Origin of the sequence: Micromonospora haikouensis (assembly GCF_900091595.1) — a bacterium.
GTDB classification, from domain to species: domain Bacteria; phylum Actinomycetota; class Actinomycetes; order Mycobacteriales; family Micromonosporaceae; genus Micromonospora; species Micromonospora haikouensis.
The window spans coordinates 158,577-183,851 of sequence record NZ_FMCW01000015.1; the positions used below are offsets into that span (position 1 = coordinate 158,577).

A 25,275-nucleotide genomic window follows, 5' to 3' on the forward strand; every position below is an offset into this window, starting at 1 on the left:
TGCCACGTCCGTTCGGACGAAAGTTACTCAGGAGAGACAGATGTCATCACTTTTCCTACGCTGAGTGACGACCCGGTGCCCCGAGGTCGCTGACACGCCCCTGATCAGGGCCGGAACCGCTGGCGGTCACGGCAGGACGCAGGTCGGGCTGGGCAGCGCCACGGGCTCCCCGACCGGCGTCGGGACCCCCGTCGCGGCGTCCACCCGGAACACCCGGACCATGTCGGCGCGCTCGTCGGCGACGTAGAGGTGCTCGCCGGTCAGGGCGAAGTGCCGGGGCCACTCCCCGCCGGTCTCCACCTCCGCCACCGGCTCGGGCAGCTCTGCGGCGAGGGCGAAGACCGACACCGTGCCGACGCCCCGGTTGCCGACGTAGAGGAAGCGCCCGTCCACGCCGACGGCGATCTCGGAAGGCTGGACGTGCCCGGCGCGGATGCTGGCGTCCACCCGGCCCCGCTGGTGCAGCGCCCCGTCGACGGTCAGCTCGTACGCGGTGACCGTGGCGTCCAGCTCGCCGACCAGCCAGCAGCGCCGGCCGTCGGGGTGCCGGGCCAGGTGGCGGGGGCCGGAGCCGGCCGGGGCGTGCACCCGGGGCGCCCGGGGCACCAGCCGCCCGGAGGCCGCGTCGAGGTCGTACCGGTAGACCGAGTCGGTCCCCAGGTCGACGGCGAGCAGCGGCCCGCCGCCCGGCGCCGGGGAGACCATGTGGCAGTGCGCCTTCTCCTGCCGCTGCGGGTCGGGCCCGCGGCCGTCGTGCACCACCAGGTCGCTGCGGTCGCCCGGCGCGCCCGTCGGGTCGAGCGGGAACACCGCCAGGCTCCCGCCGCCGTAGTTGGCCGCCACGAGGTGCCCGCCGTCGGAGGTGACCGCCAGATGGCAGGGCTCGCCGCCGCCGGTGCCGCGCGAGCCGAGCGGGGTCAGGTCGCCGTCCGGGCCGACCCGGAACGCGCTGACCTCCCCCTCGGGCAGCTCGTTGGCGGCGTAGAGCACCGGCAGGGTGGGATGCCGGGTGAGGAAGGACGGCGACGGGGTCGCCGCGGCGGTGCCGAGCGGGGTCAGCGCGCCCGTCACGGGGTCGCGCCGGGCGGCGACGATCCCCTCGCCCCGCCCGCCGCTGGCCGCCGTGTAGCACCCGAGGTGGACGATCGTCTGCTGCCCGGTCATCCGGTCCGCCTTCCGCTGTTGTCCGTCGCCGGCCGTCCCGGCCCGCCGTCCGCGCCCCTCACCCCGGTTCCTTACCCGCGTCGGTCCGGATCCCTACCCACGTCGGTCCGGGTCCTTGCCCGCGCGGCCGGGTCAGGCCGGAACCGGCTCGCCGCGCTGCCGGGCGACGTGCTCGACCAGGGAGATCAGCACCAGCTTGCCGGACTGCCGGTCCCGGGCGTCGCAGAACAACAGCGGCACGCCCGGGTCGAGGTCCAGGGCCTGGCGTACGGCGTCCAGGCTGAACCGGCGGCCATCGTCGAAGCAGTTCACCCCGACCACGAACGGGATGTTCCGCTGCTCGAAGTAGTCGATCGACGGGAAGCAGTCGGCCAGCCGGCGGGTGTCGGCGAGCACCACCGCCCCGAGCGCCCCGAAGGCCAGCTCGTCCCAGAGGAACCAGAACCGGTCCTGTCCCGGGGTGCCGAACAGGTAGACCTGGAGGTCCTCGTTGATGGTGATCCGGCCGAAGTCCATCGCCACCGTGGTGGTGGACTTGCCCTCCACGCCCGACAGGTCGTCCACGCCGATCCCGGCACCGGTGAGGACCTCCTCGGTCTGCAACGGCCGGACCTCGCTCAGCGCGCTCACCAGCGTCGTCTTGCCGGCGCCGAAGCCGCCCGCGATGAGGATCTTCAGGGCCAGCGGGATCCGCACCCCGGACCCGTTCCGGTCATAGCGCACGGAGTCCATTGACCACCGCCTTGAGGATGTTGTCGTCGGGTAGGAACGCGGTGCCGGCCGGCTCGTGCACCGAGACCAGGCCACGGGCGAGCAGGTCGCCGACGAGCACCCGGACCACACCCACCGCGAGGTCCAGCTCGGCGGCCAGCTCGGCGACCGGGACCGGCCGCCGGGCGAGCTCCACCAGGCGGCGGTGCTCCGGGTGCAGCCGCGGGTGGGCCGCCGGGTCCGCACTCCGGCCGGCGAGCACGAACGCCACCAGGTCGAGGCCGACCGGCGGCCGGACCCGCCCGCCGGTCAGCGTGTACGGCCGGACGACCGGGCCCGCGTCGCCGTCCAACCACTCGTGCTGCGGCCCCGGGGACTCAGCCCGCATCGGCCCCACCGGAGGAGGCCCGGACCGGCGCCGCCAGGTTCTCGCCCACCCGGATCACCAGCATCGCCATCTCGTACGCCACCAGCCCGATGTCCGCGTCGGCCTCGGCGACGACCGCGAGGCACGCGCCCTGACCGGCGGCGGTGACGAAGAGGTACGCCGACTCCATCTCCACCACCGTCTGCCGCACCCCGCCGGCGGCGAGGTGCCGGCTGGCGCCCTTGGCCAGGCTGGAGAAGCCGGAGGCCAGGGCGCAGAGGTGCTCGGCGGCCGTCCGGTCGAGCTCGGCGGAGGCGCCGAGCAGCAGCCCGTCCGCCGAGAGCACCACCGCCTCACGGGCGGCTGGTAGGCGCTCCACCAGCTCGTCGAGCAACCAGTCGAGATCGACGTTCGGCTTCGTCGTGTGCACCACTAGGCGTCCCTCTCAGTTGCGGTCGTGGGTTGTTGCGGGGGCGCCGCCGGGGCGTCCGGTTCCGGTGTCGCGTCGGCGGCGGTGGTCGGGGTGGGTGCGGCGGGCGAGATCGGGGCGGCGGCGGGCGGGGCGGTGCCGTCGCCGACCGCGGGCAGGTCGGCGGCGGTGGTGCCGGCCGCACCGTCCCGGCGGCCCCGGGCCGTGCCGGCCTGGAGCGCGGACATCAGCCGGCGGGCCTCCTCCGGGGCGCGCGGGGCCGGGGCGTCCTGGGCCGTCGGCCGGGGGCGGGTGGTGGGGCCACGTCGGCGCACCCGCCGGGGCAGGCCGTCGCCGTCGCCGCCCGGATCGGCCGGCACGGAGCGGCTGGGCACCAGCGGCACCACGGCGGTCGACGAGTCGCCGCGTTCCCGGGTGATCCGGGCGGACCGGGGCCGGGGCAGCGTGTTGAGCCGGGTCACCTTGGCCATCCGCCGGTCGTCGGCCGTGCCCTGCGCCTCCAGCCCGCCGGGCGGGCCGGGCGGCGGCTCGCTGGTCACCAGGTCGTGCGGGATCAGCACCACGGCGGTGACCCCGCCCTGGGCGGCCGGCCGCAGCTGCACCCGGACGCCGTGCCGGGCGGCGAGCCGGGCGACCACGAACAGCCCGAGCCGGGCGCTGTCGGCCGGGTCGAACTCCGGCGGAGTCGCCAGCCTGCGGTTGGCCTCCTCCAGCGCCGGGGCGGACATGCCCAGCCCCTGGTCGATGATCTCCACGGCGTACCCGTTGGGCAGGCTCTGCCCCCGCACGGTGACGCGGGTGCCGGGCGGGGAGAACGCGGTGGCGTTCTCGATCAGCTCGGCCAGCAGGTGGATGACGTCGCCGACGGCCCGGCCGACGGTGGCGGCGGGCTGCACGTCGGCGATGTCGACCCGGTCGTACGACTCCACCTCGGAGATCGCGCCCCGCACCAGGTCGACCATCGCGACCGGATTGCGCCAGCCCCGGCCCGGCGCGGCCCCGGCGAGGATCACCAGGTCCTCGGCGTGCCGGCGCAACCGGGTGGCCAGGTGGTCCACCCGGAACAGCTCGGCCAGCTCGTCCGGGTCCTCGACGCGGCGCTCCATCCGGTCCAGCAGGGCGAGCTGCCGGTGCACCAGCCCCTGGCTGCGCCGGGCGATGTTGAGGAAGACCTCGTTGAGCCCGCGCCGCAGGGTCACCTCGTCCACGGCGGAACGGACGGCCGTCCGGCCCACCTCGGTGAACGCGCGCCCCACCTGGCCGATCTCGTCCTCGCCGTACTGCAGCGGCGGGGCTTCCCTGGCCACGTCGACGTCCTCGCCGCGACGCAGCCGGGTCACCACGTCCGGCAACCGGCGCTCGGCCATCTCCAGGGCGGCGTCGCGCACGGCGGTGAGCCGCCGCGCCAGCGACCGGCCGACCCGCAGCGAGAACAGCACCGACGCCACGATCGCGGCGAGCCCGAGCACGCCGGCCACCCCGAGCCGGGCCAGGATGCCGACCGCCACCGGCACCGTCCGGTCGGCGATCGCGTCGGCCTGGGTGAGCTCGAAGTCGCGCAGTCCACGTTGGACCGCCTCCTGGCTGGTCTCCCAGGCGCGGGCGTCCAGCCGCGGCGCCCGGCCGGGATCGGCCCGCACCAGCTCGTCCTGGAGGACGCGCAACCGGACGAACGCCTCGCTCTGGGCCAGCCGCTGGTAGGCCGCCCGGTCGTCCGCCGGCAGGTCGGCCACCGCCGACTCGGTCAGGAACCGCTGGTTGCCGATGACCTGGACGAGCTGGGTGTGCTCGCCCGTGGCGTAGCGCCCGGTGACGAGCACCCCGGCGAGCAGCGCGTCGGCCTGCCCGAGCAGCTCCCGGGACCGGCCGAGCGCGGTGAGCGCCAGCGCCTGCCGGTTGAGGTCGTTGTCGGGCAGGGCGGCCAGCGCGGTGAACGCCTGGAAGGCCGCGCCCACCATGCCGCTGTAGAGGCCGATCGCGCCCGTCCGGTCCACCTGGCGACGGTCGATGAACCCCCGGCCGGCGGGCAGCGCGTCCAGCGCGCCGAGCAGCCCGTCGAGCCGGGCGTCGAGCAGGTCGCCGGCGGCGTCGCGCAGTCGCTCGCCGTTGACCCGGCGGCGCAGTTCGGCGACCGCGACGTCGGTGCGTCGCCGCTGCTCGGTCAGCTCCGGCAGCTCGGCGGTGCCGGCGAGCTGCACCACGGTCAGCCGGCGCTCGCGTTGCAGCTCGGCGACGACGGTCTCCCCGGGCCGGCCGAAGTCGTAGAGGAGGGTGCCCGCGGAGAGCAGGTCCAGCGCGGGGCCGAAGGCGAGCGTGGTTGCGAAGATCCACAGGGCCAGCAGCGCGCTGACCGGCGCTACGACCAGGGCCGTCAGCTTCGAGCGGATCGGCCAGTCGCGGGTGTTCATCAGACCTCGCCCGGAACGTGTGGCAGCGGGTGGCACCGGCACCGGCCAGGCTTCGCCGCCCTGGCACCGGGGCACCGGCACGGGCGCCTTGGGCAGGATACGTAATCGTCGGCGGATGCGGTACCGGCCTCTCGCCCGGTGCGCTCGCCCCGGCACGCTCCGCTGTATCGGAGTCCGGACCCATCAGGGCGGGAACCCCCCATCCGTCACCCGGCATCCGCCGATCGCCCAGGAAAGTCGCCCGGATCGGGATTGGCGATCAGCGACCGGAGGGAATACCGGAGGGACGAAGGAGGAGCCATGTCGCCCACGCAGGTAATCGTCATAGTTCTCGTCGTACTCGTGGTGGTCGCGGCCCTGGCCGGCGTCGGCCGGCAGGTCGCCCGCCGCCGCGCGCTGCGGTCCCGGTTCGGGCCCGAGTACGACCGGGTGGTCGCCGAGCGGGACAGCCGCGCCGACGCCGAGCGGGAGCTGCGGGACCGGGAACGCCGGCACGCGGAGCTGACGCTCACCCCGCTCACCCCCGAGTCCCGGGCCCGGTACGCGGCGGCGTGGGAGGAGCTCCAGGTCCGCTTCGTCGACTCCCCCGCCGAGACGGTCCGCGACGCGGACGAGTTGGTCGGCCGGCTCGTCGCCGAGCGCGGGTACCCGACCGGGGACTTCTCCGACCAGATCGCCCACCTCTCCGTCGAACACGCTCGGACCCTCTCCCACTACCGGGACGCCCACGAGATCCGGCTGCGCAACGAGCGCGGCGAGGCCGGCACCGAGGAGCTGCGCCAGGCCGTCGTCCACTACCGGGCGCTCTTCGCCGACCTGCTCGGCGCGGACCCGGTGGCCGCCCGCGTCCCCGGGCAGGGCGCGGACCCGGTGGCCGCCCGCGTCCCCGAGCAGCGCGACCCGGACCAGCAGCACCCAGACCAGCCGCACCCGGAGCACCGCCGGCCCGAGCAGCACCACCCGGAGCAGCGCCAGCCGGACAGCGCGTCCCGGGAGGCGAAGCAGACGCCGGTCGACCGTCCGCACGACGTCACGAGCCGTTGAGGAGAGCCAGATGCGCCAGGAACAGCAGGTGAGCAGCGACCACCCCGAGGCCGTCAGGTCCGCGCCGGTGCCGGTGCCGCCCCCGGGCGGGACGACCGGTGACGCGGCGGCCCGCAGGGGCCGGGACGTCGAGGGCCGCGCCGAGGTGCCCGAGGACGTGCTGGACGACCGGGGCACCTTCGACGACCCGGCCGTCGCCGACGAGCGCGGCGACAGCGCGCCCGAGTTCCACGAGCCGGCCCCGCTGCCGACCGCGTTCGGGGCGACCACGGTCGGCGGCGCGGTCGCGGCCTCGGCGATGGCCAGCGGCCGCCCCGAGGACGAGCGGGACCCGCGCGGCGAGGACACCGCCCGGCCGGGCGACGGCGCGCCGGGCAGGACGGACGCGTTCGACGACGAGCGGGCCGACCCGACCGCCGCCGACCGGCTGCACGACCGGTCCCGGTGGACGACCGACGAGCCGGGAGACGGGCGCACCGGGGCCCGCCACGCGGTCGACGGGCGGGCCGGCGCGGACCGCGACCAGACCGACGCGGTGGTCGCCGGCGCGGCCGGGTACGGCCGACCCGAGCCCGGCATGATCGACCCGGACGCGCGGGACGACGCCCCGTCCGCCCTCGGTGCCGGCGCGGACGCACGGGACGGCGTCGCCGCGGATGCACGTGACGGTGCCGGCGCGCACACGCGTGACGGCGTCGCCGCGGTCACGGCGGCGGCCCGGCCCACCACGGGCGCCGTGCCCGAGGACGCCGCCACGCTCTTCGAGCCCGGCACCGCCCAGGACTTCCGGGACCGCTGGCGCGACGTCCAGCTCCGGTTCGTCGACGACCCCCGGGCCGCCGCCGGCCAGGCCGAGTCGCTGGTCGGGGAGGCGATCGAAGCGCTGGCCGCCGCGCTCGCGGAGCAGAAGAACAAGCTGGGCGACTGGCAGCAGACCGGCGACGACGACACCGAGCAGCTCCGGATCGCGGTACGCGGGTACCGCGACTTCCTGGACCGGGTGCTCGGCCGCTGACCGTCCCCGCTGCGCGCGCCCCGGCCGACCACGGCCGGGGCGCGTCGGCGTCCGCCCTCTGATTCCTGGACAGTTCCCGTTCGCGGCGAGCAGCAGCCGACCGGGGCGACGAGCGGGGCCGACCGGGGTCCGGCGTCGTCGGCATGCCCCCGGCCCTGCGGGGTACGCCAGGGGGATCAGGCAGCACCTGGCGCACAGGAGGGCAGCAGGATGACGGAGCGCGAACCGAACGCGGGGCGACCGCTGGAGGAGAGCCCCGAGGTGGCGGCGGCGGTGGACGACGAGAGCACGGTGCCGCAGCTGCGTACCGGCGGCGGGGCCGACCGGGACAACCCGTCCTTCGCCGGGCCGGGGGAGGCCGTGGAGGGGGTCGGCTCGACCGAGGACCTGCTCGGCGACCCGTACGGCGGGGGCACGGGTGCTGGCGGGGACAACATCCGCACCGGCGCGGAGCAGCCGTGGGACCCGGAGGACCTGGTGCTGGCGCGGGGCCAGGACCCGACCCCGGAGAACATCGAGCGGGCCCGCCGGGACCTGGCCGAGCAGGGCCGGGCGGCGGTGGAGCGGACGGTGCCCTGACCGGCCCGCACCTCACCGGCTCGGGCCTGAGGGCCAGGCACACACCGACCAGGCACACACCGGCCCGGACCTGACGGGCCAGGAACAGGCGGGGGCCCCTGGCCCGACCGGTGGACGGTCGGACCAGGGGCCGGGGGGAACCTGCCGGCGCGGTGCCTCACTCCCGCGGCGGCCGGTAGGCCTTCCGCCTGGTCAGGAGAGCGGCGGGTAGGCGTTCTGCATCAGCTGGGCGAACTGCGCCGGGAACCAGGCACCCGAGATCGGGGCACCCGACAGCGCGCCGCTCATGCTGTTGCCGTTGCGGGCGTTACCGGTGTAGGTCGGGTCGCACATCCGGTCGAAGCCCTTGCCCTCGTTGTTCGGGATCTCGGTGCTGGAACCGTCCGACTCACCCGGGGGCTTCACCCAGACGTAGGCGTCGATGCCCGGCTCCGGAGCGGCCTTGGGACGCTCGCCGAGGCCCGCGCCGGCCTGGTTGCACCAGTTACCGGCGTGGAAGCGCCGGTCGACCCGGCCGCCGTTGACGTAGGTGTCCACGCTGGTCATCGCACCCGGGCCGGTGGGCCGGGCGGAGCCGCCCCAGCCGTTGCGGGAGGTGTCGATCAGCATGCCGATGTTGCTGGCGAAGCCCTTGGAGACCAGCTCGTTGCGGAACGCCTGGGCGAAGGAGAGCTCGTCGACGTAGAAGTTCCAGTCGACCCACTTGGACTGGCGGACGCTCTGGCCGTTCACCGTGTCGGTGACCTTGAAGTACGGCTCCTTGAGAGCCGAGTAGTTCGCGGTGTTCACGATGAAGCCGTGCACGTTGGCCGGGGTGCTGCCGGACGCGCCGGCGGCCTCACGCAGGATCGTGGCGCTCGGGCTGAAGTTGCTGTCCCAGCCCAGCCAGCCGTGGTGGCCGGCGTCGATGTAGTTGTAGACGTTGCCGATCGCGCCCAGCTTCGCCAGGGCGTAGCCCACGCCCTCGACGTACCCGCGGTTGGCCTTCATCGTGTCGCACGTCGCCGTGCCGCCCGGCTTGTCCGAGGTGTTGGTCACCAGGTTGGGCAGCGAGTCGATCTCGATGATGTTGATGATCCGCAGGCTGGAGTACTTCGAGTCGCGCTGGATCGCGGCGATCGGGTCGATGTACTCGGTCTTGTAGCGGGGCAGCTCGTCCGGCTTCAGCTCGCCGTTGGAGGCGAGCGCGGCGCAGTCGCGGCCGGGCAGGTTGTAGATGACGAACTGGATGTAGTTCGCGCCCTGGGCCAGCGCGGCGTCCAGGTGGTTACGCACGCCCATGGCCCCGTTGGAGCTGCTGTCCGGGGTGCCGTTGATGGCGGCGATCCGGTCGATCCACACGGCGGTGGGGGTGTTGGACACCCGGTTGCCGCCCGCGACGGACTCGGCCTTGGCCTTCCACTCCGGGTTCACGTACCCCTTGGCGTTCAGGTACGGGTTGTCCACCTTCTGCCCCGGCGGGGTGGTGGGCGGGGGCGTCGTGGGCGGCGGGGTGGTCGGCGGGGGCGTCGTCGGCGGGGTGGTGGTCGGCGGCGGCGTGGTGGGGTTGGTGGTGCCGCCGTTGCAGACCACGCCGTTCAGGGTGAACGAGGTGGGCTTCGGGTTGCTGCCGCTCCACGAGCCGTTGAAGCCGAGGGTCACGCTGCCGCCGCTGGCGATCGAGCCGTTGTAGGACTCGTTCGTGGCGGTGACGTTCTGCCCGCTCTGGCTCCACTTCGCCGACCAGCCCTGCACGACCTTCTGGCTGCTGTTCGGGAAGGTGAAGCCGAGATTCCAGGACGAGACGGCGTCGCCGATGTTCTTGATGGTGACGCTGCCGGTGAAGCCGCCGGCCCAGTCGTTGGTGGTGTAGTCGACGCTGCACTGGGTCGCGGCCTGGGCCGCGGTGACCGGAATGGTCACCAGACCGCCGGCGACCAGCGCGCCCGCACCGGTCAGTGCGAGCGCCCGGCGACGGCCGGACAGTCTCTTCCTCATACTCATGCCACTGATCTCCTTGGGCGAGACCGGACTCGCGGCCCGGCGGAACGGCGCGCGACATCGAAAGGACATCGACGGCGCCACGGGGGATTTCGGGGGTGCCCGACCCGGACGGGCAGTGTGGTGGTGGTGCGCGACCGGCGCGTGGAACGGCCGGTCGGGCGGCGGACGTCGTCCGGTGGAACCGGTGCCCTCGACATCTGCCTTGCGCGGTGTGGCTCCCCGTACCGCGTGAGGGAATTCTTGCATGGGAGCGCTTCCATGGCAATGGTTCGATGCCGGGCGGCCCCACCCACCGGGGACGAGCAGCCCGGTGAGGGCGTCGGAGCACCGGAGGCGCCGACCGGGACGCCGCACGTGAGCGCCCCTCCCTCCTCGAAAGAGTGCGGGAACGCCCGGCCGGTCGCAACCCCGTCGACCGACCCGATTCATCCGACACATGGCGTCAACCACGCTTAAGCGGCCTTCCCCCTCATGCCCAGGCAAACTGTAAAACACGAATCTTTCCCCTGATAGCTCGCGAACAGGGCTAACGTCGTGGGTAGCTCGGCTGACGTCGGGCTCAGGACGAAGAGGGATGGAGTGACGCAGGTCATGGCAAACAAGATGCTCGGGAAGGTCGTTGCGGGTGCCGCGCTCGGCGGCGCGTCCCTGCTGGTGTTCACGCCGGGGATCGCGTTCGCGGACGGCCACTACGACGGCGAGACCCGCGACGGCAAGGTCTATGCCAAGCCGCACGTCGTCAAGCCCGGCGAGAAGGTCAAGATCCTGGAGATCTGCCCCGAGGCCCAGGAGCACGCCGCCGTCTGGTCCGAGGTCACCGGCAAGGTCAAGCTGCACCCGGCGGAGGAGGACCACGGCTACCAGGGCGAGGAAGAGGGCGCCTGGGCCGAGGAGAAGGCCGGCGAGGAGCACGGCGGGGCCAAGGAAGACGAGAAGGCCAAGGAAGACGAGAAGTCCAAGGCCAAGGAGGACGAGAAGGCCAAGGGCGGCAAGGGCGGCGGCGCCGCCGACGACTCGTCCGGCGAGTGGAGCGGCTACGAGCACGACCAGGAGGCCGAGAAGGGCTACGGGGACAAGTCCGAGAAGAAGGCCGAGAAGGACTGGTCGAGCGAGGACTCCGGCTACGGCAAGGACTCCAGCTACGGCGAGGACTCCGGCTACGGCGAGGACAAGGGGTACGGCGAGGAGAAGTCCTGGGAGCACAAGAAGGACTTCGTCTACTACGGCGAGGCGGAGGTCGCCGAGGACGCCGCCCCGGGCCGCTACGAGCTGAAGGGCTCCTGCGCCGAGGGCGAGCTGGTCGTGCTCCCGCGCGGCCACGTCGAGGGCGGTGACGGCGGCGCGGCCGGCGGCACCGACCGTGGGCTCGCCACCACCGGGGCGAGCATGATGGGCGCCGCGGCGCTCGGCGGCATCGTGCTGATGCGGCGGCGGCGGGCCAATGGGTCCCTCGCCTGACGTGACGGCGACACCGGCCGGCGGCCGCCACGGGACACCGTGGCGCGCCGCCGGCGCGGCCGTCGTCGTCCTGCTCGCCATGGTGGGCGCCGGGATGGTCGGCGCCTCCATGCGCGCCGCGCCCACCCCCCGCCCGCCCCAGCCGGTCACCCAGGCCGGCCCCGACCGCGTCGGTGGGGTCACGGACGACGGCGGGAACGTCGCCGGTCAGGGGCCCCTCGACGCCGACACGGAGGCGGCGGACGGGGGGCAGCCGACGGCCGGCCTGGCCCGGGCAACCCCGACCACCATCAGGATCCCCCGCATCGGCGTCGACGCACCGATCATGACGCTGGGCACCAACCCGGACGGCACCGTCCAGGTTCCCCCGCTGGAGCAGGCGTTGAGCGCCGGCTGGTACTCCCCGGGCGCGAGCCCCGGCGAGATCGGCAACGCCGTCGTCGTGGGCCACGTCGACTCGGCGAAGGTCGGCGGCCCCGCCGTGTTCTACTCCCTCGGCGCGCTCCAGCCGGGCGACACCATCGAGGTGGCCCGGGACGACGGCAGCCGCGTCACCTTCACGGTCGACGAGGTGCGGGCGTACCCGAAGGCCGCCTTCCCCACCGAGCTGGTCTACGGACCCAACGACCGGGCCGGCCTGCGGGTCGTCACCTGCGGCGGGCAGTTCGACCAGGCGGCGGGCAGCTACGTGGACAACGTCATCGTGTTCGCCACGATGACCGGCTGACCGGACGGTTCGGCCGTGCGGGGCGCGGCCGGTCGGATGCCCGACCGGCCGCGCCCCGCACCCGCGACCCGGCTCAGGCCGCCGAGGTGCGCACCAGCGTGCGGATCTGGCGCAGCAGCACCGACAGCGCGGCGAGGTCCGCCCGCGAGTCGTCGAACTCCCCCATCGCCCGCCGGGCCCGGTGGATCGACGTCGCGTTGGACTGCTCCCACTGCTCCACCCGCTCCAGCGGCGGCAGCGAGTCCGGCGTCGAGCCGAGCACCTCCGCGGTGAGCGCGGCCAGCGCGGCGTACAGGTCGTAGCGCAGCGCCATCCGGGCCAGGGTCTGCCAGCGGTCCGCCCGGGGCAGCAGGGAGATCTTCGACAGCAGCGAGTCGACCCGGAACCGGTCGGAGAGCACGAAGTAGACCGAGGCCACCTCGCCGACGTCCCGGCCGCTGGTCGCCGCCGTCTCCACCACGTCCAGCAGGCCGAAGCTGTACATCAGCCGGGTCGCCTGCTCGGCCAGCCCGCGCGGCAGCCCCCGCGAGGTCATCGCGTCGATGTGGGCCGCGATGCCCTCCCGCTCGCTGCCGTAGAAGAGGTTCTCCAGGCCGGGCAGCAGCCGGGCCACCCCGTCGCGCAGCCGGGCGATCTCCGCCGGCACGTCCAGCGGGGAACGCCGGTTGGTCACCAGCCAGCGCACCGCCCGGTCGAGCAGCCGCCGGGTGTCCAGGTAGACGGCGGTCTGCAGCTCCGGGTCGACCTTGTTGTCCAGCGCCTCGACCGCGTCCCACAGCTCGCGCAGCCCGAACACCTCGCGGACCACCACGTACGCGCGGATCACGTCCGCCGCCGACGCAGCCGTCTCCTCGACCACCCGGAAGACGAACGTGATGCCGCCCCGGTTGATCGCCTCGTTCACCAGCACGGTGGTGACGATGTCGCGGCGCAGCCGGTGCTGGCCCATCCGGTCGGCGAACCGCTCGCGCATCGGCGTCGGGAAGTAGTTGACCAGGACGTCGGTCGTCCACTCCTCGTCCGCGAGCCCTTCAGCCAGGATCTCCCGCTCCAGCACGATCTTCGTGTACGCGAGCAGCACCGCGAACTCCGGCGCGGTCAGCCCGGTCTCGGTGCGGGCCGCCAGCTCCTCGTCCGGCGGCAGCGCCTCCAGCGCCCGGTTCAGCGCGCCCGAGCGCTCCAGCTCGTTGATCATCCGCCGGTGCACCGGCAGCAGCGAGGCGGCCTGCGCCTGCGAGTTGTTGATCGCGCGGGCCTGGTCGTAGTTGTCGCGCAGCACCAGCTCGGCGACCTCGTCGGTCATCCCGGCCAGCAGCTCGTCGCGCTCCGGCACGGTCAGTTCCCCGTCGGCGACCGCCGTGTTGAGCAGGATCTTGATGTTCACCTCGTGGTCGGAGCAGTCCACCCCGGCCGCGTTGTCGATGAAGTCGGTGTAGATCCGCCCGCCCGCGAGGGCGTACTCGATCCGGCCGAGCTGGGTGCAGCCCAGGTTGCCGCCCTCGCCGACCACCCGGCAGCGCAGGCTCCGCCCGTCGACCCGGATCGCGTCGTTGGACTTGTCGCCCACCTCCGCGTTGGTCTCCGAGGACGCCTTGACGTACGTGCCGATGCCGCCGTTCCAGAACAGGTCCACCGGGGCCGTCAGGATCGCCTTCATCAGCTCCTGCGGCGAGAGCTGGGTGACGTCGTCGTCCAGCCCGAGCACGGCGCGGACCTGCGGCGACACCGGCACCGACTTCGCGGCGCGCGGGTACACCCCGCCACCGGCGGAGATCAGCTTCTCGTCGTAGTCCTCCCACGACGACCGGGGCAGGTCGAACAGCCGCTTCCGCTCGGCGTACGAGCCGGCGGCGTCCGGGTCCGGGTCGAGGAAGATGTGCCGGTGGTCGAACGCGGCCACCAGCCGGATGTGCTCGCTGAGCAGCATTCCGTTGCCGAACACGTCGCCGGACATGTCGCCGACGCCGACCACCGTGAAGTCCTGGGCCTGGGTGTCGTGCCCCAGCTCCCGGAAGTGCCGCTTCACCGACTCCCAGGCGCCCCGGGCGGTGATGCCCATCTTCTTGTGGTCGTACCCGGCGGAACCGCCCGAGGCGAACGCGTCGCCCAGCCAGAACTGGTGCCCCGCCGAGATCTCGTTGGCGATGTCGGAGAACGTGGCGGTGCCCTTGTCCGCCGCCACCACCAGGTACGGGTCGTCCGCGTCGTGCCGGACCACGTCCTCGGGCGGCACGATCTCACCGGCGACGATGTTGTCGGTGACGTCGAGCATCGCGCCGACGAACTCCTGGTAGCAGGCGACCGCCTCGTCCCGGTCACCCGGCTTCTGCTTGAGCACGAAGCCGCCCTTCGCGCCCACCGGCACGATCACGGCGTTCTTCACCATCTGCGCCTTGACCAGGCCGAGCACCTCCGTGCGGAAGTCCTCCCGCCGGTCGGACCAGCGCAGCCCGCCCCGGGCCACCGGCCCGTAGCGCAGGTGCACGCCCTCGAACCGGGGCGAGTAGACGAAGATCTCGAACCGCGGGCGCGGGGCCGGCAGGTCCGGGATGGCCTGCGGGTCCAGCTTGAACGCCACGTACGGCTTCGGCCGGCCGCCGACCGGCTTGGCGTAGAAGCTGGTGCGCAGGGTGGCCTGGATCAGCGTGAGGTAGGAGCGCAGGATGCGGTCCTGGTCGAGGCTGGCCACGTCGTCCAGCGCCGCCTTGACCGCCGCCACCAGCTCGCCGCCGCGCTCGCGGCGCTGCTCGACGCTCGCCTCGCCCGGGGCGAACCGCACCTCGAACAGCTCCACCAGCAGCGCGGCGATCCTCGGGTACGCGATGAACGTCTGCTCCATGTAGTCCTGCGAGAAGACCGTCCCGGTCTGCCGCAGGTACTTCGCGTACGCCCGCAGCACCACCACCTGCCGCCAGGTGAGCCCGCCGCGCAGCACCAGCTCGTTGAAGCCGTCCACCTCGGCCTCGCCCCGCCACGCCGCCGCGAAGGCGTTCTCCACGTGCGGGCGCACCTCGGCCAGCTCCTGGTGCCCCTCGGGCAGCCGCAGCCCGAAGTCGTACAGCCAGATCCGCCCGTCGACGCGCTCCACCTCGTACGGGTGCTCGTCGACCACCTTCACGCCGAGCGAGTGCAGCACCGGCAGCACCGCCGACAGCATCATCGGCTCGCCGTAGCGGTAGACCTTGAACCGCACGTCCATCGTCTCGTCGACGTCGGCGTCCCGGCCGACGCCCGCGCGCGGGGCGAGCTGCTTGCGGAACAGGTGCATCTCCAGCTGGCCGGGCTCCTCCAGCAGCTCCAGCTTCGCCAGGTCCTTCATCGCCTCGTACGGCGTGTGCCCGTCCTTGTAGCCCTCCGGGAACGCGTCGGCGTACCGGCTGAACAGGTGCTTGGCCTGCTCGTCGCCGAGCTTGCGCTCCAGCACCAGGCGGTAGTCGTCGTCCCACAGCCGGGTCGCGTCGGCCAGCTCCTCGGCGAGCAGGTCCGCGTCGATGTCCCCCGGCGGGCGGGTCGGGTCCGTCCGCACGATGAAGTGCACCCGGGCCAGCATCGACTCGGTGACCCGGGTGGTGTAGTCCACCCCGACGCCGTTCAGCTCGCGCAGCAGGATGTCCTGCATGCGCAGCCGGTTCTGCGTGGTGAACCGGTCCCGGGGCAGGTAGATCAGGCAGGAGATGAACCGCCCGTACGCGTCGCGGCGCAGGAACACCCGCAGCTGCCGGCGGCCCGCCATGCGCAGCACGCCGATCACCGCGTGGTAGAGGTCCTCGGTCTTGATCTGGAACAGCTCGTCGCGCGGGTACGTCTCCAGGATCTGGAGCAGGTCCTTGCCGGAGTGGCTGCGCTGGCTCAGGCCGGAGCGGTCCAGCACCTCGGCCACCTTCCGGCGCACCACCGGCAGCTCCCGCACGCTCGTGCGGTACGCCGCCGTGGAGAACAGGCCGAGGAACCGCCGCTCGCCGACCACCTGACCGGCGTCGTCGAAGACCTTGAAGCCGATGTAGTCGAGGTACGCCGACCGGTGCACGGTGGCCCGCGAGTTCGCCTTCGTGATGATCAGCAGGCGCTTCTCCAGCACCTTCTCGTGCGCCTCGGGCGTCATCGACGACAGCGCCCGTGCCTCCGGGGAGTCCGACCGCAGGATGCCCAGGCCCGTGCCGAGCACCGCCTCCAGCGCCGGCCCCTCGCCGCCGGGGGCGTCGACCAGCCGGTACTCCCGGTAGCCGAGGAAGGTGAAGTGGTCGTGGGCCAGCCAGCGCAGCAGCTCCACCGAGTCCGTGATGTCCTTCTCCGGCACCGGCGGGCGGCTGTCCGAGGTGCGCGCGGTGGCCAGCTCGTCGGCCAGGGCCAGGGCGCGCTGGCGCATCCTCGGCCAGTCCTCCACGGCCTCCCGCACGTCGGTGAGCACCCGCTGCAACTCGCGGCGCAGCTTCTCCCGCTCGGCGGCGTCGCGGACCGGGTCGATCTCGATCCGCATCCAGCTCTCGACGAGGTCCCCGTCGATCGAGTCGTCGGGCTCCACGTCGGCGGCGACCTCGACGAGGCGGCCCAGCGGCTCGCGGCGCACCACCACCAGCGGGTGGACCAGCAGGTGCACGTCGAGGTGGTGGGCGTTGAGCAGGGCGGTCACCGAGTCGACCAGGAACGGCATGTCGTCGGTGACGATCTCGATCACCGTGTGGTGCTGGTCGGCGTCCGGCTCGTGGATGCGCAGCTTCAGCTCGCCCGGCACCCGCTGCTGGGCGAGGTCCCGGTGGGCGCGGGCCGCGTCGAGCATCTCCTCCGCGGTGAACCCGATCAGTTCCTCGTCGGGGGCGAACCGCCAGAAGCGGCCGACCAGTGTCGCCGCGTCGTGGTCGTCCCCGGCCAGCGCGACGGCCTGGGCGACCAGGCGTTCGGCGTTCGGGACCGGCTCGTCGAGCTCGGCGTCCTCGACGTCGTCGGCCAGCGCCTCCGCGGGCAGCCCGAGGTCGTAGAGGGTGTCGATGCTCGCACCGGTCATCCCGGTCACGCCTGTGTCGAGTCGGCCGAAGCCGTCCCCGTCGGTTGCCGAATCGAAACTGTCGTCCCGGCCGGTGTCGTCCTGCCGGAGGTCGGGTCCCGGTTTGATCGCCGGACGCCGGTCCATCGGTGCCACTCCCCTCGACCCACCGCGTTGTGGGTCACTCTGCCGCCCAGCCTAGGCCCTCCCGATTGGTGCTTTGGTCGGACCTACGGCCGGACGTACGGTTCGGGACTCCGTCCTTTCACCCGTTGCAGATCCCTGGTCGGCCGGCTGGGGTGTACCCCGGCGCGCGACCTTCCTCACCTCCCCGGGGCACGTCTTCCCGCACGTGACGGGCTCGGCGGGGCGGTGCGCGGGCGACGGTCGTACTACCGTGACGGTCAGTCGGAGATCCGGAGGGACCGCCCGTATGCACCAGACGCACCCGATCCGTCGCGGCAGCGCCCGCACCCGCGCCCGGCGGTCACTCGCGGCGCTGGCGGCCACCGTGCTGGCCGCCGGCGCGCTGGTCGGCTGCTCGTCCGACGACGGCCCCGCACCGACCGTCGACGCCTTCCTGTCGGGTTGGGGCAAGGGCGACCTGCAGGCCGTCGGCTTCGTGACCCCGGCCGGGCTCAAGGTCCCCGCCGCCGACGTGACCCGTCAGCTCCGCGAGCTCTCCGGCGAGCTGGCCGACACCCCGCCGGTCCTGCGCCGCACCGGCGACCCGAAGGTCGACGCGAACGTCGCGACCGCCGGGATCCGGGTGGCCTGGGCCCTGCCGGGCGGCACCCGCTGGGAGTACGACCGGCAGGTGCGGCTGACCACCGGCGACGACGGGCAGTGGCGGGTGATCTGGGAGCCCCAGGTGGTGCACGAGCAGCTCACCGACGGCGACCGGATGGCGCTGCGCCGCGACGCCGCGCCCCGGGCGGGGGTGCTCGACGGCGCGGGCAAGCCGATCGTCACGCCCCGGCCGGTGGTCCGCGTCGGGCTGCAACCGAGCGAGGTCACCGACGCCAAGGCCGTGGCGCGGCAGCTCGACGCGGCGTTCCGGGCGGTCCGGCCGGCCATCACCCCGCCGGTCGACCTGACCGACCTGCCCAAGCGCCTCGCCGACGCCGACCCGGGCGCGTTCGTCGAGGTGGTGACGCTGCGCGACGAGGCGTACCGGCAGATCCGATCCCGCATCTACGACCTGCCCGGCACGAAGTTCCGGGCCGAGAAGCTCGACCTGGCCCCGACCCGGGAGTTCGCCCGCGCGGTGCTCGGCTCGGTCGACCAGGCCCAGGCCGACGACCTGGCCGCCCACCCCGACCGCTACCGGCAGGGCGACCTCGTCGGCCACGGCGGCCTCCAGGGCCGGCACGACGAGCGGCTGCGCGGCACGCCCGGGCTCACCGTGATCAGCGAGCGGGCCGGGCCGGACGGCACCGTCGCGCCGACCGGCACGGAGCTGTTCCGGCAGGAGCCGAAGCCCGGTCAGGCGGTGCGGACCACCCTCGACGTGGCCACCCAGAACGCCGCGGACGCGGCCCTGCGCGGCGAGAAGCGCCGCGCCGCCCTGGTGGCGGTGCGGGTCGGCGACGGCGCGGTGCTGGCCGCCGCGAACGGCCCGGGGGCGGCCGGCGAGAACCTCGCGTTCACCGCCCAGGTGCCGCCCGGCTCGACGTTCAAGATGGTCAGTGCCCTCGGCCTGCTCGACCGGGGCGCGGTCACCCTGGACGGCCCGGTCGCCTGCCCGAAGACGTTCACGGTGGACGGCCGCTCGTTCAAGAACTCCGACAACTTCGCCCTCGGCACGGTGCCGTTCCGCACCGACTTCGCGAAGTCCTGCAACACGGCGTTCGCCGCGCTCGCCCCGAAGCTCGGCCCCGACGGCCTCGCCGAGACCGGCCGGGCCCTGGGCCTGGAGGCCGAGTGGGACCTCGGCCTGGACGCGTTCACCGGCAAGGTATCCGCCAACGGCTCACCGGCCGAGCAGGCCGCCGCCGCGTTCGGGCAGGGCACCACCGTGGTCAGCCCGCTGGCCATGGCCGCCGCCACCGCCGCCGTCGCCCGGGGCCGCTGGGAGCAGCCGAAGCTGGTCGTCGACCCGGCCCCGGCCAAGGCCGCGCCCGCCGGGCCGCAGCTCAAGCCGGAGTCGGTGGAGCCGCTGCGCACGATGATGCGCGAGGTGGTCACCGCCGGCACCGCCACCGCCCTGAAGGACGTTCCCGGCGGGCCCGTGCACGGCAAGACCGGCACCGCCGAGTACGACGACGACCCGGCGCACACCCACGCCTGGTTCGTCGGCTGGCAGGGCGACGTGGCGTTCGCGGTGTTCGTGGAGCGGGGCGGGTCGAGCGGGTCGAGCGCGGTCCCGATCGCCGAACGCTTCCTGCGCGCCCTGGCCGCCTCCTGACGGGCCGCCTCCTGACGGACCGGCCGCCGGGCCTGTCGGCCGGGGCCGGCGGCCGGGCCTAGGCTGAGCCGCCATGTCGGCGACATAGCGGTATCCGGGGCGGCGGGATGCCCCCATGTCGCCGACATGGCGGCGCGCCCGAGCCCCGCGAACTGGCCCGCGCCGCACCCGCGCCGTGGCCGGCGAGGCGGCGGCCGGCGAGGCGGCCGGCGGGGAGGCGGGAGGCGGGGCCCTCGGTCAGGCGATGCCGGCCGCCGGCCGGGGCGGGGAATCGTCTTCGGGGGGCGGCGGGGTGTCGCCCGGGGTCGCCCCGGTGACCCGGCGCAGCAGGCCCGGCCCGACCGAGGCGGGCGGCCCGACGGGCTCCAGCAGCGGGGCGGCACCCGTCGGGCCGGCTGGGTAGCCCGCGACGAGGTCGACATCGTCCACCAGCCCGGCCGACCCCTCCGGCCCGCCCCCAACCTCGTCCGGCCCGGCCGGCGAGTCGGTCGGTGCACCGGCGGCCAGCGGACCAGCGGCCGAACCGCTCGGGCCGGCGGGACCGGCGGGCAGGAGCCGCTCCGGGGCCGGGAACGGGCGCGACTCGGGAGGCAGGCGGGGCTCCGGGGCGGCCGGCACCAGGCGGGGCTCCGGGGCGGCCGGCACCAGGCGGGGCTCCGGGGCGGCCGGCACCAGGCGGGGCTCCGGGGCGGCCGGGAGCAGGCGCGGCGGCACGGCGCTCGGTGCGGTCACCGGGGCCAGCCCGGCCACCACCGTGTTGACGATCTCGGCAGCGTACGCGCCGTCGACGTCGTAGTCGGGGTCGAAGACGGTCAGCTCCACGCCGAGGCAGTGCGGGGTGTCGACCAGACCGGCGAGCAGGATCTCCAGCTCGGCGAAGGCGATCCCGCCCGGGTCCGGGGCGTCGACCGCCGGCATCACCGCCGGGTCGAGCACGTCCACGTCGACGTGCACCCAGTAGCCGGCGCAGTCGGCCAGCTCCTCGTGGGCCCACTGGGCGGTGCGGGCCGCACCCTCGGCGCGCAGCGCCGGCACCGGCCGGGTGGTGATGCCGGCGGCCTGGAGGTCGAGGCGGTACTCGTCCTGGGCGCGGATGCCGAGGACCACCACGTCGATGTCGCGGAAGTAGGGCCGCCGCCCCTCGATCGCGGCCAGGTCGGCCTGCCCCCGCCCGGTGACCAGCGCCAGGTCCTCCCCGGCCGCCGCGCCGACGTACGAGGCGTTGCCGGGGTGCCGGAAGTCGGAGTGGCCGTCGACGAAGACGAGCCCGATCCGCCCGCCGACCGCCTCGCCGAGCCGGTGCATCGCCAACGCCGAGCCGAGCAGGATCGAGCAGTCGCCGCCGAGGACGAGCGGGAACTCCCCCCGGTCGATGATCGCCCCGATCCGGTCGGCCAGCGCCGCCGAGTACGCGGCGATCTCCGGGGCGTGGCAGACGCCGTCGCCGGGGCGCCAGTCGCCCGGGTCGTACCGGGGCGGGGTGAGGCAGCCGGCGTCGCGCGCCCGCAGCCGGGCGAGCAGGCCCTGGTCGCGCAGTGCTCCCGGCGCCTTGCCGCAGCCGGGGACGGCGGTGGGGGTGGGCGGGCGCAGCCCGAGGTTGGACGGCGCGTCGAGGACGGCGATCCGGCGCATCGTGGGCTCCCGTCCTCGTGGGTCGGGCGGGCCGGCGAACGCCGGCCCGCGCTGGCGTACGGCGGAACTCAGAACAGGGCGCTGGCCAGGGCCCGGCGGGCGGAGGCGACGGCGGGGTCGTCCTGGCCTGCGACGGTGAACAGGGCGATCAGGTGCTGGCGCGCCTTGTCCCGGTCGTCGCCGGAGGTGCGGCGGACCAGGTCGACCAGGCGGGCGTACGCCTGCTCGGCCATGCCGCTGAGCACCTCGATGTCGGCGGCGAGCAGCTGGGCGGGCACGTCGTCGGGGTTGGCCTCGGCGGCGGCGAGCGCCACGCGCGGGTCGGCGCCGGCGACCCGGCGGGCGAGCCCGACCTGGGCCAGGCCGGCCTCGGCGGCGGCGTCCGCCGGCGACTCGGCGAGGATCTTCTTGTACGCCTCCTCGGCGGCGTCCAGATCGCCGCTCATCAGGGCGTCGTCGGCCTCGTCGAGGCGGGGGTCCCCCGGTGCGGCGGCGTCGACGCCGCCGGCCTTGAGCACCGCGCCGATCCACTGCCGCAGCTGGGCTTCGGGGACCGCGCCGGAGAACGCGTCGACGGGCCGGCCGCCGACCACCGCGTAGACCGTCGGGACCCCCTGCACCTGGAACATCTGCGCGATCCGCGGGTTGTCCTGGACGTCGATGCGGGCCAGCGCCCACGCGCCGCCGCCCTCGGCGGCCAGCCGCTCCAGCACCGGGGCGAACTGGTCGCTCTCCGGGTATCCGGCCGCGCCGAAGAAGACCACGACGGGCATGGCGGTGGACCGTTCGAGCACCTCGGCCTGGAGGTTGGCCTCTGTCACGTCGATCACGGAGCCGCCGCCGGTGGCGGCCGGCAGCCCGGTGGACGGACCGGCCTGAGCCGGTGTGCTGGGGCGGGTGGCGGGCGGTGCGGTGTTGCGCAGTGCGCTGAGGTCGACCGCGCCGCGGGTGAAGATCGACGAGGTGATCCGTGGGTCGCTCATGGTTATCTAGTCTCGCACGTGTCCCGCCGAACTCAGATCAACCGCGACGGCGACAGTTGCGACTCTCACCCCCGCCCCGGCCTGCGAGGAAGGGCCCCTTCCTAACGCTTTCGGTATAGGAAGGGGCCCTTCCTAACCACCCGTCAGAAGCGGGCCGGCTCGCGGTAGGTGCCCCACTCGGCGCGCAGCGCGTCGCAGATCTCGCCGAGGGTCGCCTCGGCGCGGACCGCGTCGAGCATGGCCGGGATCATGTTCTCGCCGGTGCGGCCGACCTCGACCATCCGGGTCACCGCCGCGCGCGCCGCCGCGTCGTCGCGGGACGCCTTGCGCTCGGCGAGCACCCGGCGCTGCTCCACCTCGACCTCGTGCGAGATGCGCAGGATCTCCAGGTCCTTGGCGATGGTGCCGGTGTGGCAGTTGACGCCGACGATGCGCTTGTCGCCCTTCTCCAGGGCCTGCTGGTAGACGAACGCGGACTCGGCGATGTGCCCGGTGAACCAGCCGTCCTCGATGCCGCGCAGGATGCCGGAGGTCATCGGGCCGATCTGGTGCGGGCCCTCGCCGCCGAGCTGCCGGATCCGGGCGAAGATCTCCTCCGCCTCGGCCTCGATCTTGTCGGTCAGCGCCTCGACGTACCAGGAGCCGCCGAGCGGGTCGGCCACGTTCACCACCCCGGTCTCCTCCATCAGCACCTGCTGCGTACGCAGGGCGATCTCGGCGGACTCGTCGGTGGGCAGCGCCAGGGTCTCGTCGAGGGCGTTGGTGTGCAGCGAGTTCGTCCCGCCGAGCACGGCGGCGAGCGCCTCGACGGCGGTGCGTACGACGTTGTTGACCGGCTGCTGGGCGGTCAGCGACACCCCGGCGGTCTGGGTGTGGAATCGCAGCCACAGCGCCTTCTCGCTGGTCGCGCCGTAGACGTCGCGCAGCCAGCGGGCCCAGATCCGGCGGGCGGCCCGGAACTTGGCGATCTCCTCGAAGAAGTCGACGTGCGAGTCGAAGAAGAAGCTCAGCCCGGGGGCGAACACGTTGACGTCCAGCCCGCGCGACAGCCCCAGCTCGACGTAGCCGAACCCGTCGGCGAGGGTGTACGCCAGCTCCTGCGCGGCGGTCGAGCCGGCCTCGCGGATGTGGTAGCCGGAGACCGAGAGCGGCTTGTAGCGCGGGATCTCGCGCGCGCAGTATTCCATCAGGTCGCCGATGAGGCGCAGGTGCGGCTCGGGGTCGAAGAGCCACTCCTTCTGCGCGATGTACTCCTTGAAGATGTCCGTCTGGAGCGTGCCGTCCAGGGTGGACAGGTCGGCGCCCTGCCGCTCGGCGGCGACGAGGTACATGCAGAACACCGGCACGGCCGGGCCGGAGATGGTCATCGAGGTGGTGACGGCGGCCAGGTCGATGCCGTCGAAGAGCACCTCCATGTCGGCGGCCGAGTCGACGGCCACCCCGCAGTGGCCGACCTCGCCGAGGGCCTGCGGGTCGTCGGAGTCGCGGCCCATCAGCGTCGGCATGTCGAAGGCCACGGAGAGGCCGCCGCCGCCCGCGCCGAGGATCATCTTGTAGCGCTCGTTGGTCTGCCGGGCGTTGCCGAAGCCGGCGAACTGCCGGATCGTCCAGGTCCGTCCCCGGTAGCCGGTCGGATACAACCCCCGGGTGTACGGGAACTCGCCCGGCCAGCCGATCCGCTCGAAGCCCGGGTAGGCCACGCCCTCGGGCGGCCCGTAGACCGGGTCGACGGGCATCCCGGAGAGCGTGGTGAAGTCGGCGTCCCGCTTCCGCGCGGCGTCGTAGCGGGCCTGCCAGCGTGCCCGTCCGGCGGCGATCTCGTCGGCGTCCATGCGCAGGGCTCCTCCTCGAGTCCTCGTCAGAGGACCGAGTGTAATCCCCGGCCTGAACGATCGCTAAGGAGATGCGTACCGGCAGGTAACCGGGTCAGGCCGGCGGCGCGGCGGGGTCGCCGAGCGTCACGTCGTCCACCCGGATGTTGATCTCGTCGACCCGCAGCCCGTACGCCTCGACGGCCCGGGTCACCGCCGCCCGCACCCCGTCGGTCACCTGCGGCACCGGCTGGCCGGCGTCGATCACGATGACCAGGTTGACCACGGCCGCGCCGTTCGTGACGTGCGCCGAGCAGCCGCGCCGGGCGTCGCCGACCTGGTCCAGGCCGACCCGGTCGAACACGGCGTTGAAGAACCGGGCCACGTCGCCGCCGAGGTCGGCCACCCCGGGGACGGAACGCGCGGCGGCCACCGCGATCTTCTCCACCACCTCGTCCGAGACGTGGGTGGTCCCGCCCGCCACCGCGTCCGGCGTCACCGACAGCTCCTGCGTCGCCTCGTCAGCCATGCCTCTCCCCCAGTACGCGCACACCGCCCCACGACGACCGTGGAGCGGTGCGAGCGTACTCGTTGCCGAGGGTCCGCAGTGGACGCGTCAGGAGCCGATCTGCGCCAGCAACTCGTCGGCTGCGGCGTACGGGTCGAGCGCCCCGTCGGCCACCTTCGCGGCGAGCGCCGGCAGCTCCGTACCGTCGCGAAGTGAACCGATCCGGGCCCGCAGCACGCCCAGCGTGATCGCCTCGATCTCGGCGGCGGCCCGCTTCTCGCGGCGGCGGCGCAGCTCGTCGTGTTCGACCAGCCAGCCGCGGTGCTTGTCGATCGCGGCGGCGATGTCGTCGATCCCCTCGCCCCGCGCGGCGATCGACCGGACCACCTGCGGCCGCCACTCGCCGGGCCCCCGCTCGCCGAGGGCGATCATGCCCTGGATGTCGCGGACGGTGGCGTCGGCGCCGTCCCGGTCGGCCTTGTTGACCACGAAGACGTCGGCGATCTCCAGGATGCCGGCCTTCACCGCCTGGATCGCGTCGCCCATGCCCGGGGCCAGCAGCACCAGCGTCGTGTCGGCCAGCGAGGCGACCTCGACCTCGGCCTGCCCGACACCGACGGTCTCCACCAGCACCACGTCGCAGCCGGCGCCCTCCAGCACCCGCACCGCCTGCGGGGTCGCCGCGGACAGGCCGCCGAGGTGGCCCCGGCTGGACATGGACCGGATGTAGACGCCCGGGTCGGTGGCGTGGTCCTGCATCCGGACCCGGTCGCCGAGGATCGCCCCGCCGGTGAACGGGCTGGACGGGTCGACGGCCAGCACCCCGACCCGGTGCCCGCGCGAGCGCAGCGCCCGGACCAGCTCGTTGGTGGTGGTCGACTTGCCCACCCCGGGGGACCCGGTCAGCCCGACCACCTGGGCCTGCCCCGCGTACGGCGCGAGGGCCGCCGCGACCCGGGGCAGCACCTCGTCGCCGGACTCGACCAGGGTGATCAGCCGGGCCACGGCGCGCGGGTCACCGGCGCGGGCCCGCTCCACGAGCATCGGCACGTCCCGGCTGCGGCGCA

Annotated in this window: 18 protein-coding genes; 6 read left to right on the forward strand and 12 right to left on the reverse strand. The window is 74.1% G+C overall.

The features are described from left to right. Positions 1-126: 126 nt before the first annotated feature. The 5 genes from GA0070558_RS17305 to GA0070558_RS17325 form a co-directional block, all read right to left on the reverse strand. A complete protein-coding gene (locus GA0070558_RS17305; protein ID WP_091281126.1) occupies positions 127-1,164 on the reverse strand; it encodes a lactonase family protein in 1,038 nt (345 codons plus the stop codon). Positions 1,165-1,296: 132 nt separating this feature from the next. Next, a complete protein-coding gene (locus GA0070558_RS17310) occupies positions 1,297-1,896 on the reverse strand; it encodes a GTP-binding protein (RefSeq protein ID WP_077938573.1) in 600 nt (199 codons plus the stop codon). Further along, complete coding sequence (locus GA0070558_RS17315) at positions 1,877-2,263, reverse strand: DUF742 domain-containing protein (RefSeq protein WP_077938598.1); 387 nt, start codon at positions 2,261-2,263, stop codon at positions 1,877-1,879. The genes GA0070558_RS17310 and GA0070558_RS17315 overlap by 20 nt, the downstream gene beginning before the upstream one ends. Then, positions 2,253-2,675 (reverse strand): roadblock/LC7 domain-containing protein, encoded by a 423-nt coding sequence (locus GA0070558_RS17320; protein WP_043966125.1) that lies wholly within the window; start codon positions 2,673-2,675, stop codon positions 2,253-2,255. Before GA0070558_RS17320 ends, GA0070558_RS17315 begins: the two co-directional genes overlap by 11 nt. Further along, the gene (locus GA0070558_RS17325) at positions 2,675-5,080 is read right to left on the reverse strand and encodes a sensor histidine kinase (protein ID WP_091281130.1); all 2,406 of its coding nucleotides are present in this window, start codon (positions 5,078-5,080) and stop codon (positions 2,675-2,677) included. The genes GA0070558_RS17320 and GA0070558_RS17325 overlap by 1 nt, the downstream gene beginning before the upstream one ends. A 300-nt stretch (positions 5,081-5,380) precedes the next feature. Between GA0070558_RS17325 and GA0070558_RS17330 the strand changes: the two genes are divergently transcribed. The 3 genes from GA0070558_RS17330 to GA0070558_RS17340 all read left to right on the forward strand — a co-directional run bounded on the left by GA0070558_RS17330 (position 5,381) and on the right by GA0070558_RS17340 (position 7,718). Continuing rightward, positions 5,381-6,124 carry a hypothetical protein gene (locus GA0070558_RS17330; RefSeq protein ID WP_439709610.1) on the forward strand — a complete coding sequence of 248 codons (744 nt, stop codon included), beginning with the start codon at positions 5,381-5,383 and terminating at the stop codon, positions 6,122-6,124. Positions 6,125-6,134: 10 nt separating this feature from the next. Beyond that, a complete protein-coding gene (locus tag GA0070558_RS17335) occupies positions 6,135-7,139 on the forward strand; it encodes a hypothetical protein (RefSeq protein ID WP_091281132.1) in 1,005 nt (334 codons plus the stop codon). Positions 7,140-7,349: 210 nt separating this feature from the next. Beyond that, positions 7,350-7,718 carry a hypothetical protein gene (locus GA0070558_RS17340; RefSeq protein WP_043966119.1) on the forward strand — a complete coding sequence of 123 codons (369 nt, stop codon included), beginning with the start codon at positions 7,350-7,352 and terminating at the stop codon, positions 7,716-7,718. Between the two features lie 192 nt (positions 7,719-7,910). On the opposite strand, the gene GA0070558_RS17345 is transcribed toward GA0070558_RS17340, so the two are convergent. Beyond that, complete coding sequence (locus tag GA0070558_RS17345) at positions 7,911-9,701, reverse strand: glycoside hydrolase family 6 protein (protein WP_091281135.1); 1,791 nt, start codon at positions 9,699-9,701, stop codon at positions 7,911-7,913. 591 nt (positions 9,702-10,292) lie between these two features. Here GA0070558_RS17345 and GA0070558_RS17350 point away from each other — a divergent pair. Together GA0070558_RS17350 and GA0070558_RS17355 are read left to right on the forward strand one after the other, a co-directional pair. Further along, entirely contained in the window at positions 10,293-11,159 is an 867-nt protein-coding gene (locus GA0070558_RS17350) for a hypothetical protein (RefSeq protein WP_091281224.1), read from the forward strand. Position 11,160: 1 nt separating this feature from the next. Beyond that, complete coding sequence (locus GA0070558_RS17355) at positions 11,161-11,886, forward strand: class F sortase (RefSeq protein WP_043966115.1); 726 nt, start codon at positions 11,161-11,163, stop codon at positions 11,884-11,886. Between the two features lie 73 nt (positions 11,887-11,959). On the opposite strand, the gene GA0070558_RS17360 is transcribed toward GA0070558_RS17355, so the two are convergent. Next, on the reverse strand, positions 11,960-17,014 hold the full coding sequence (locus GA0070558_RS17360; RefSeq protein WP_091281139.1) for an NAD-glutamate dehydrogenase: 5,055 nt from the start codon (positions 17,012-17,014) through the stop codon (positions 11,960-11,962). Between the two features lie 286 nt (positions 17,015-17,300). Between GA0070558_RS17360 and GA0070558_RS17365 the strand changes: the two genes are divergently transcribed. Further along, complete coding sequence (locus tag GA0070558_RS17365) at positions 17,301-19,274, forward strand: penicillin-binding transpeptidase domain-containing protein (RefSeq protein ID WP_091281142.1); 1,974 nt, start codon at positions 17,301-17,303, stop codon at positions 19,272-19,274. 237 nt (positions 19,275-19,511) lie between these two features. Here the strand turns inward: GA0070558_RS17365 and GA0070558_RS17370 are convergent, their stop codons facing one another. From GA0070558_RS17370 to meaB, 5 genes are all read right to left on the reverse strand, one after another. Next, positions 19,512-20,906 carry an arginase family protein gene (locus tag GA0070558_RS17370; RefSeq protein ID WP_369523382.1) on the reverse strand — a complete coding sequence of 465 codons (1,395 nt, stop codon included), beginning with the start codon at positions 20,904-20,906 and terminating at the stop codon, positions 19,512-19,514. A 68-nt stretch (positions 20,907-20,974) separates the two neighbouring features. Next, positions 20,975-21,889 carry a tetratricopeptide repeat protein gene (locus GA0070558_RS17375; RefSeq protein ID WP_077938565.1) on the reverse strand — a complete coding sequence of 305 codons (915 nt, stop codon included), beginning with the start codon at positions 21,887-21,889 and terminating at the stop codon, positions 20,975-20,977. A gap of 143 nt (positions 21,890-22,032) precedes the next feature. Further along, positions 22,033-23,721: a coenzyme B12-dependent isobutyryl-CoA mutase large subunit gene (gene icmA / locus GA0070558_RS17380; protein ID WP_091281146.1), complete on the reverse strand. Its 1,689-nt coding sequence runs from the start codon at positions 23,719-23,721 to the stop codon at positions 22,033-22,035. 94 nt (positions 23,722-23,815) lie between these two features. Beyond that, complete coding sequence (locus tag GA0070558_RS17385) at positions 23,816-24,229, reverse strand: Asp23/Gls24 family envelope stress response protein (protein WP_043966105.1); 414 nt, start codon at positions 24,227-24,229, stop codon at positions 23,816-23,818. A gap of 87 nt (positions 24,230-24,316) precedes the next feature. Further along, a complete protein-coding gene (gene meaB / locus GA0070558_RS17390; protein WP_256091989.1) occupies positions 24,317-25,252 on the reverse strand; it encodes a methylmalonyl Co-A mutase-associated GTPase MeaB in 936 nt (311 codons plus the stop codon). Positions 25,253-25,275: the final 23 nt, after the last annotated feature.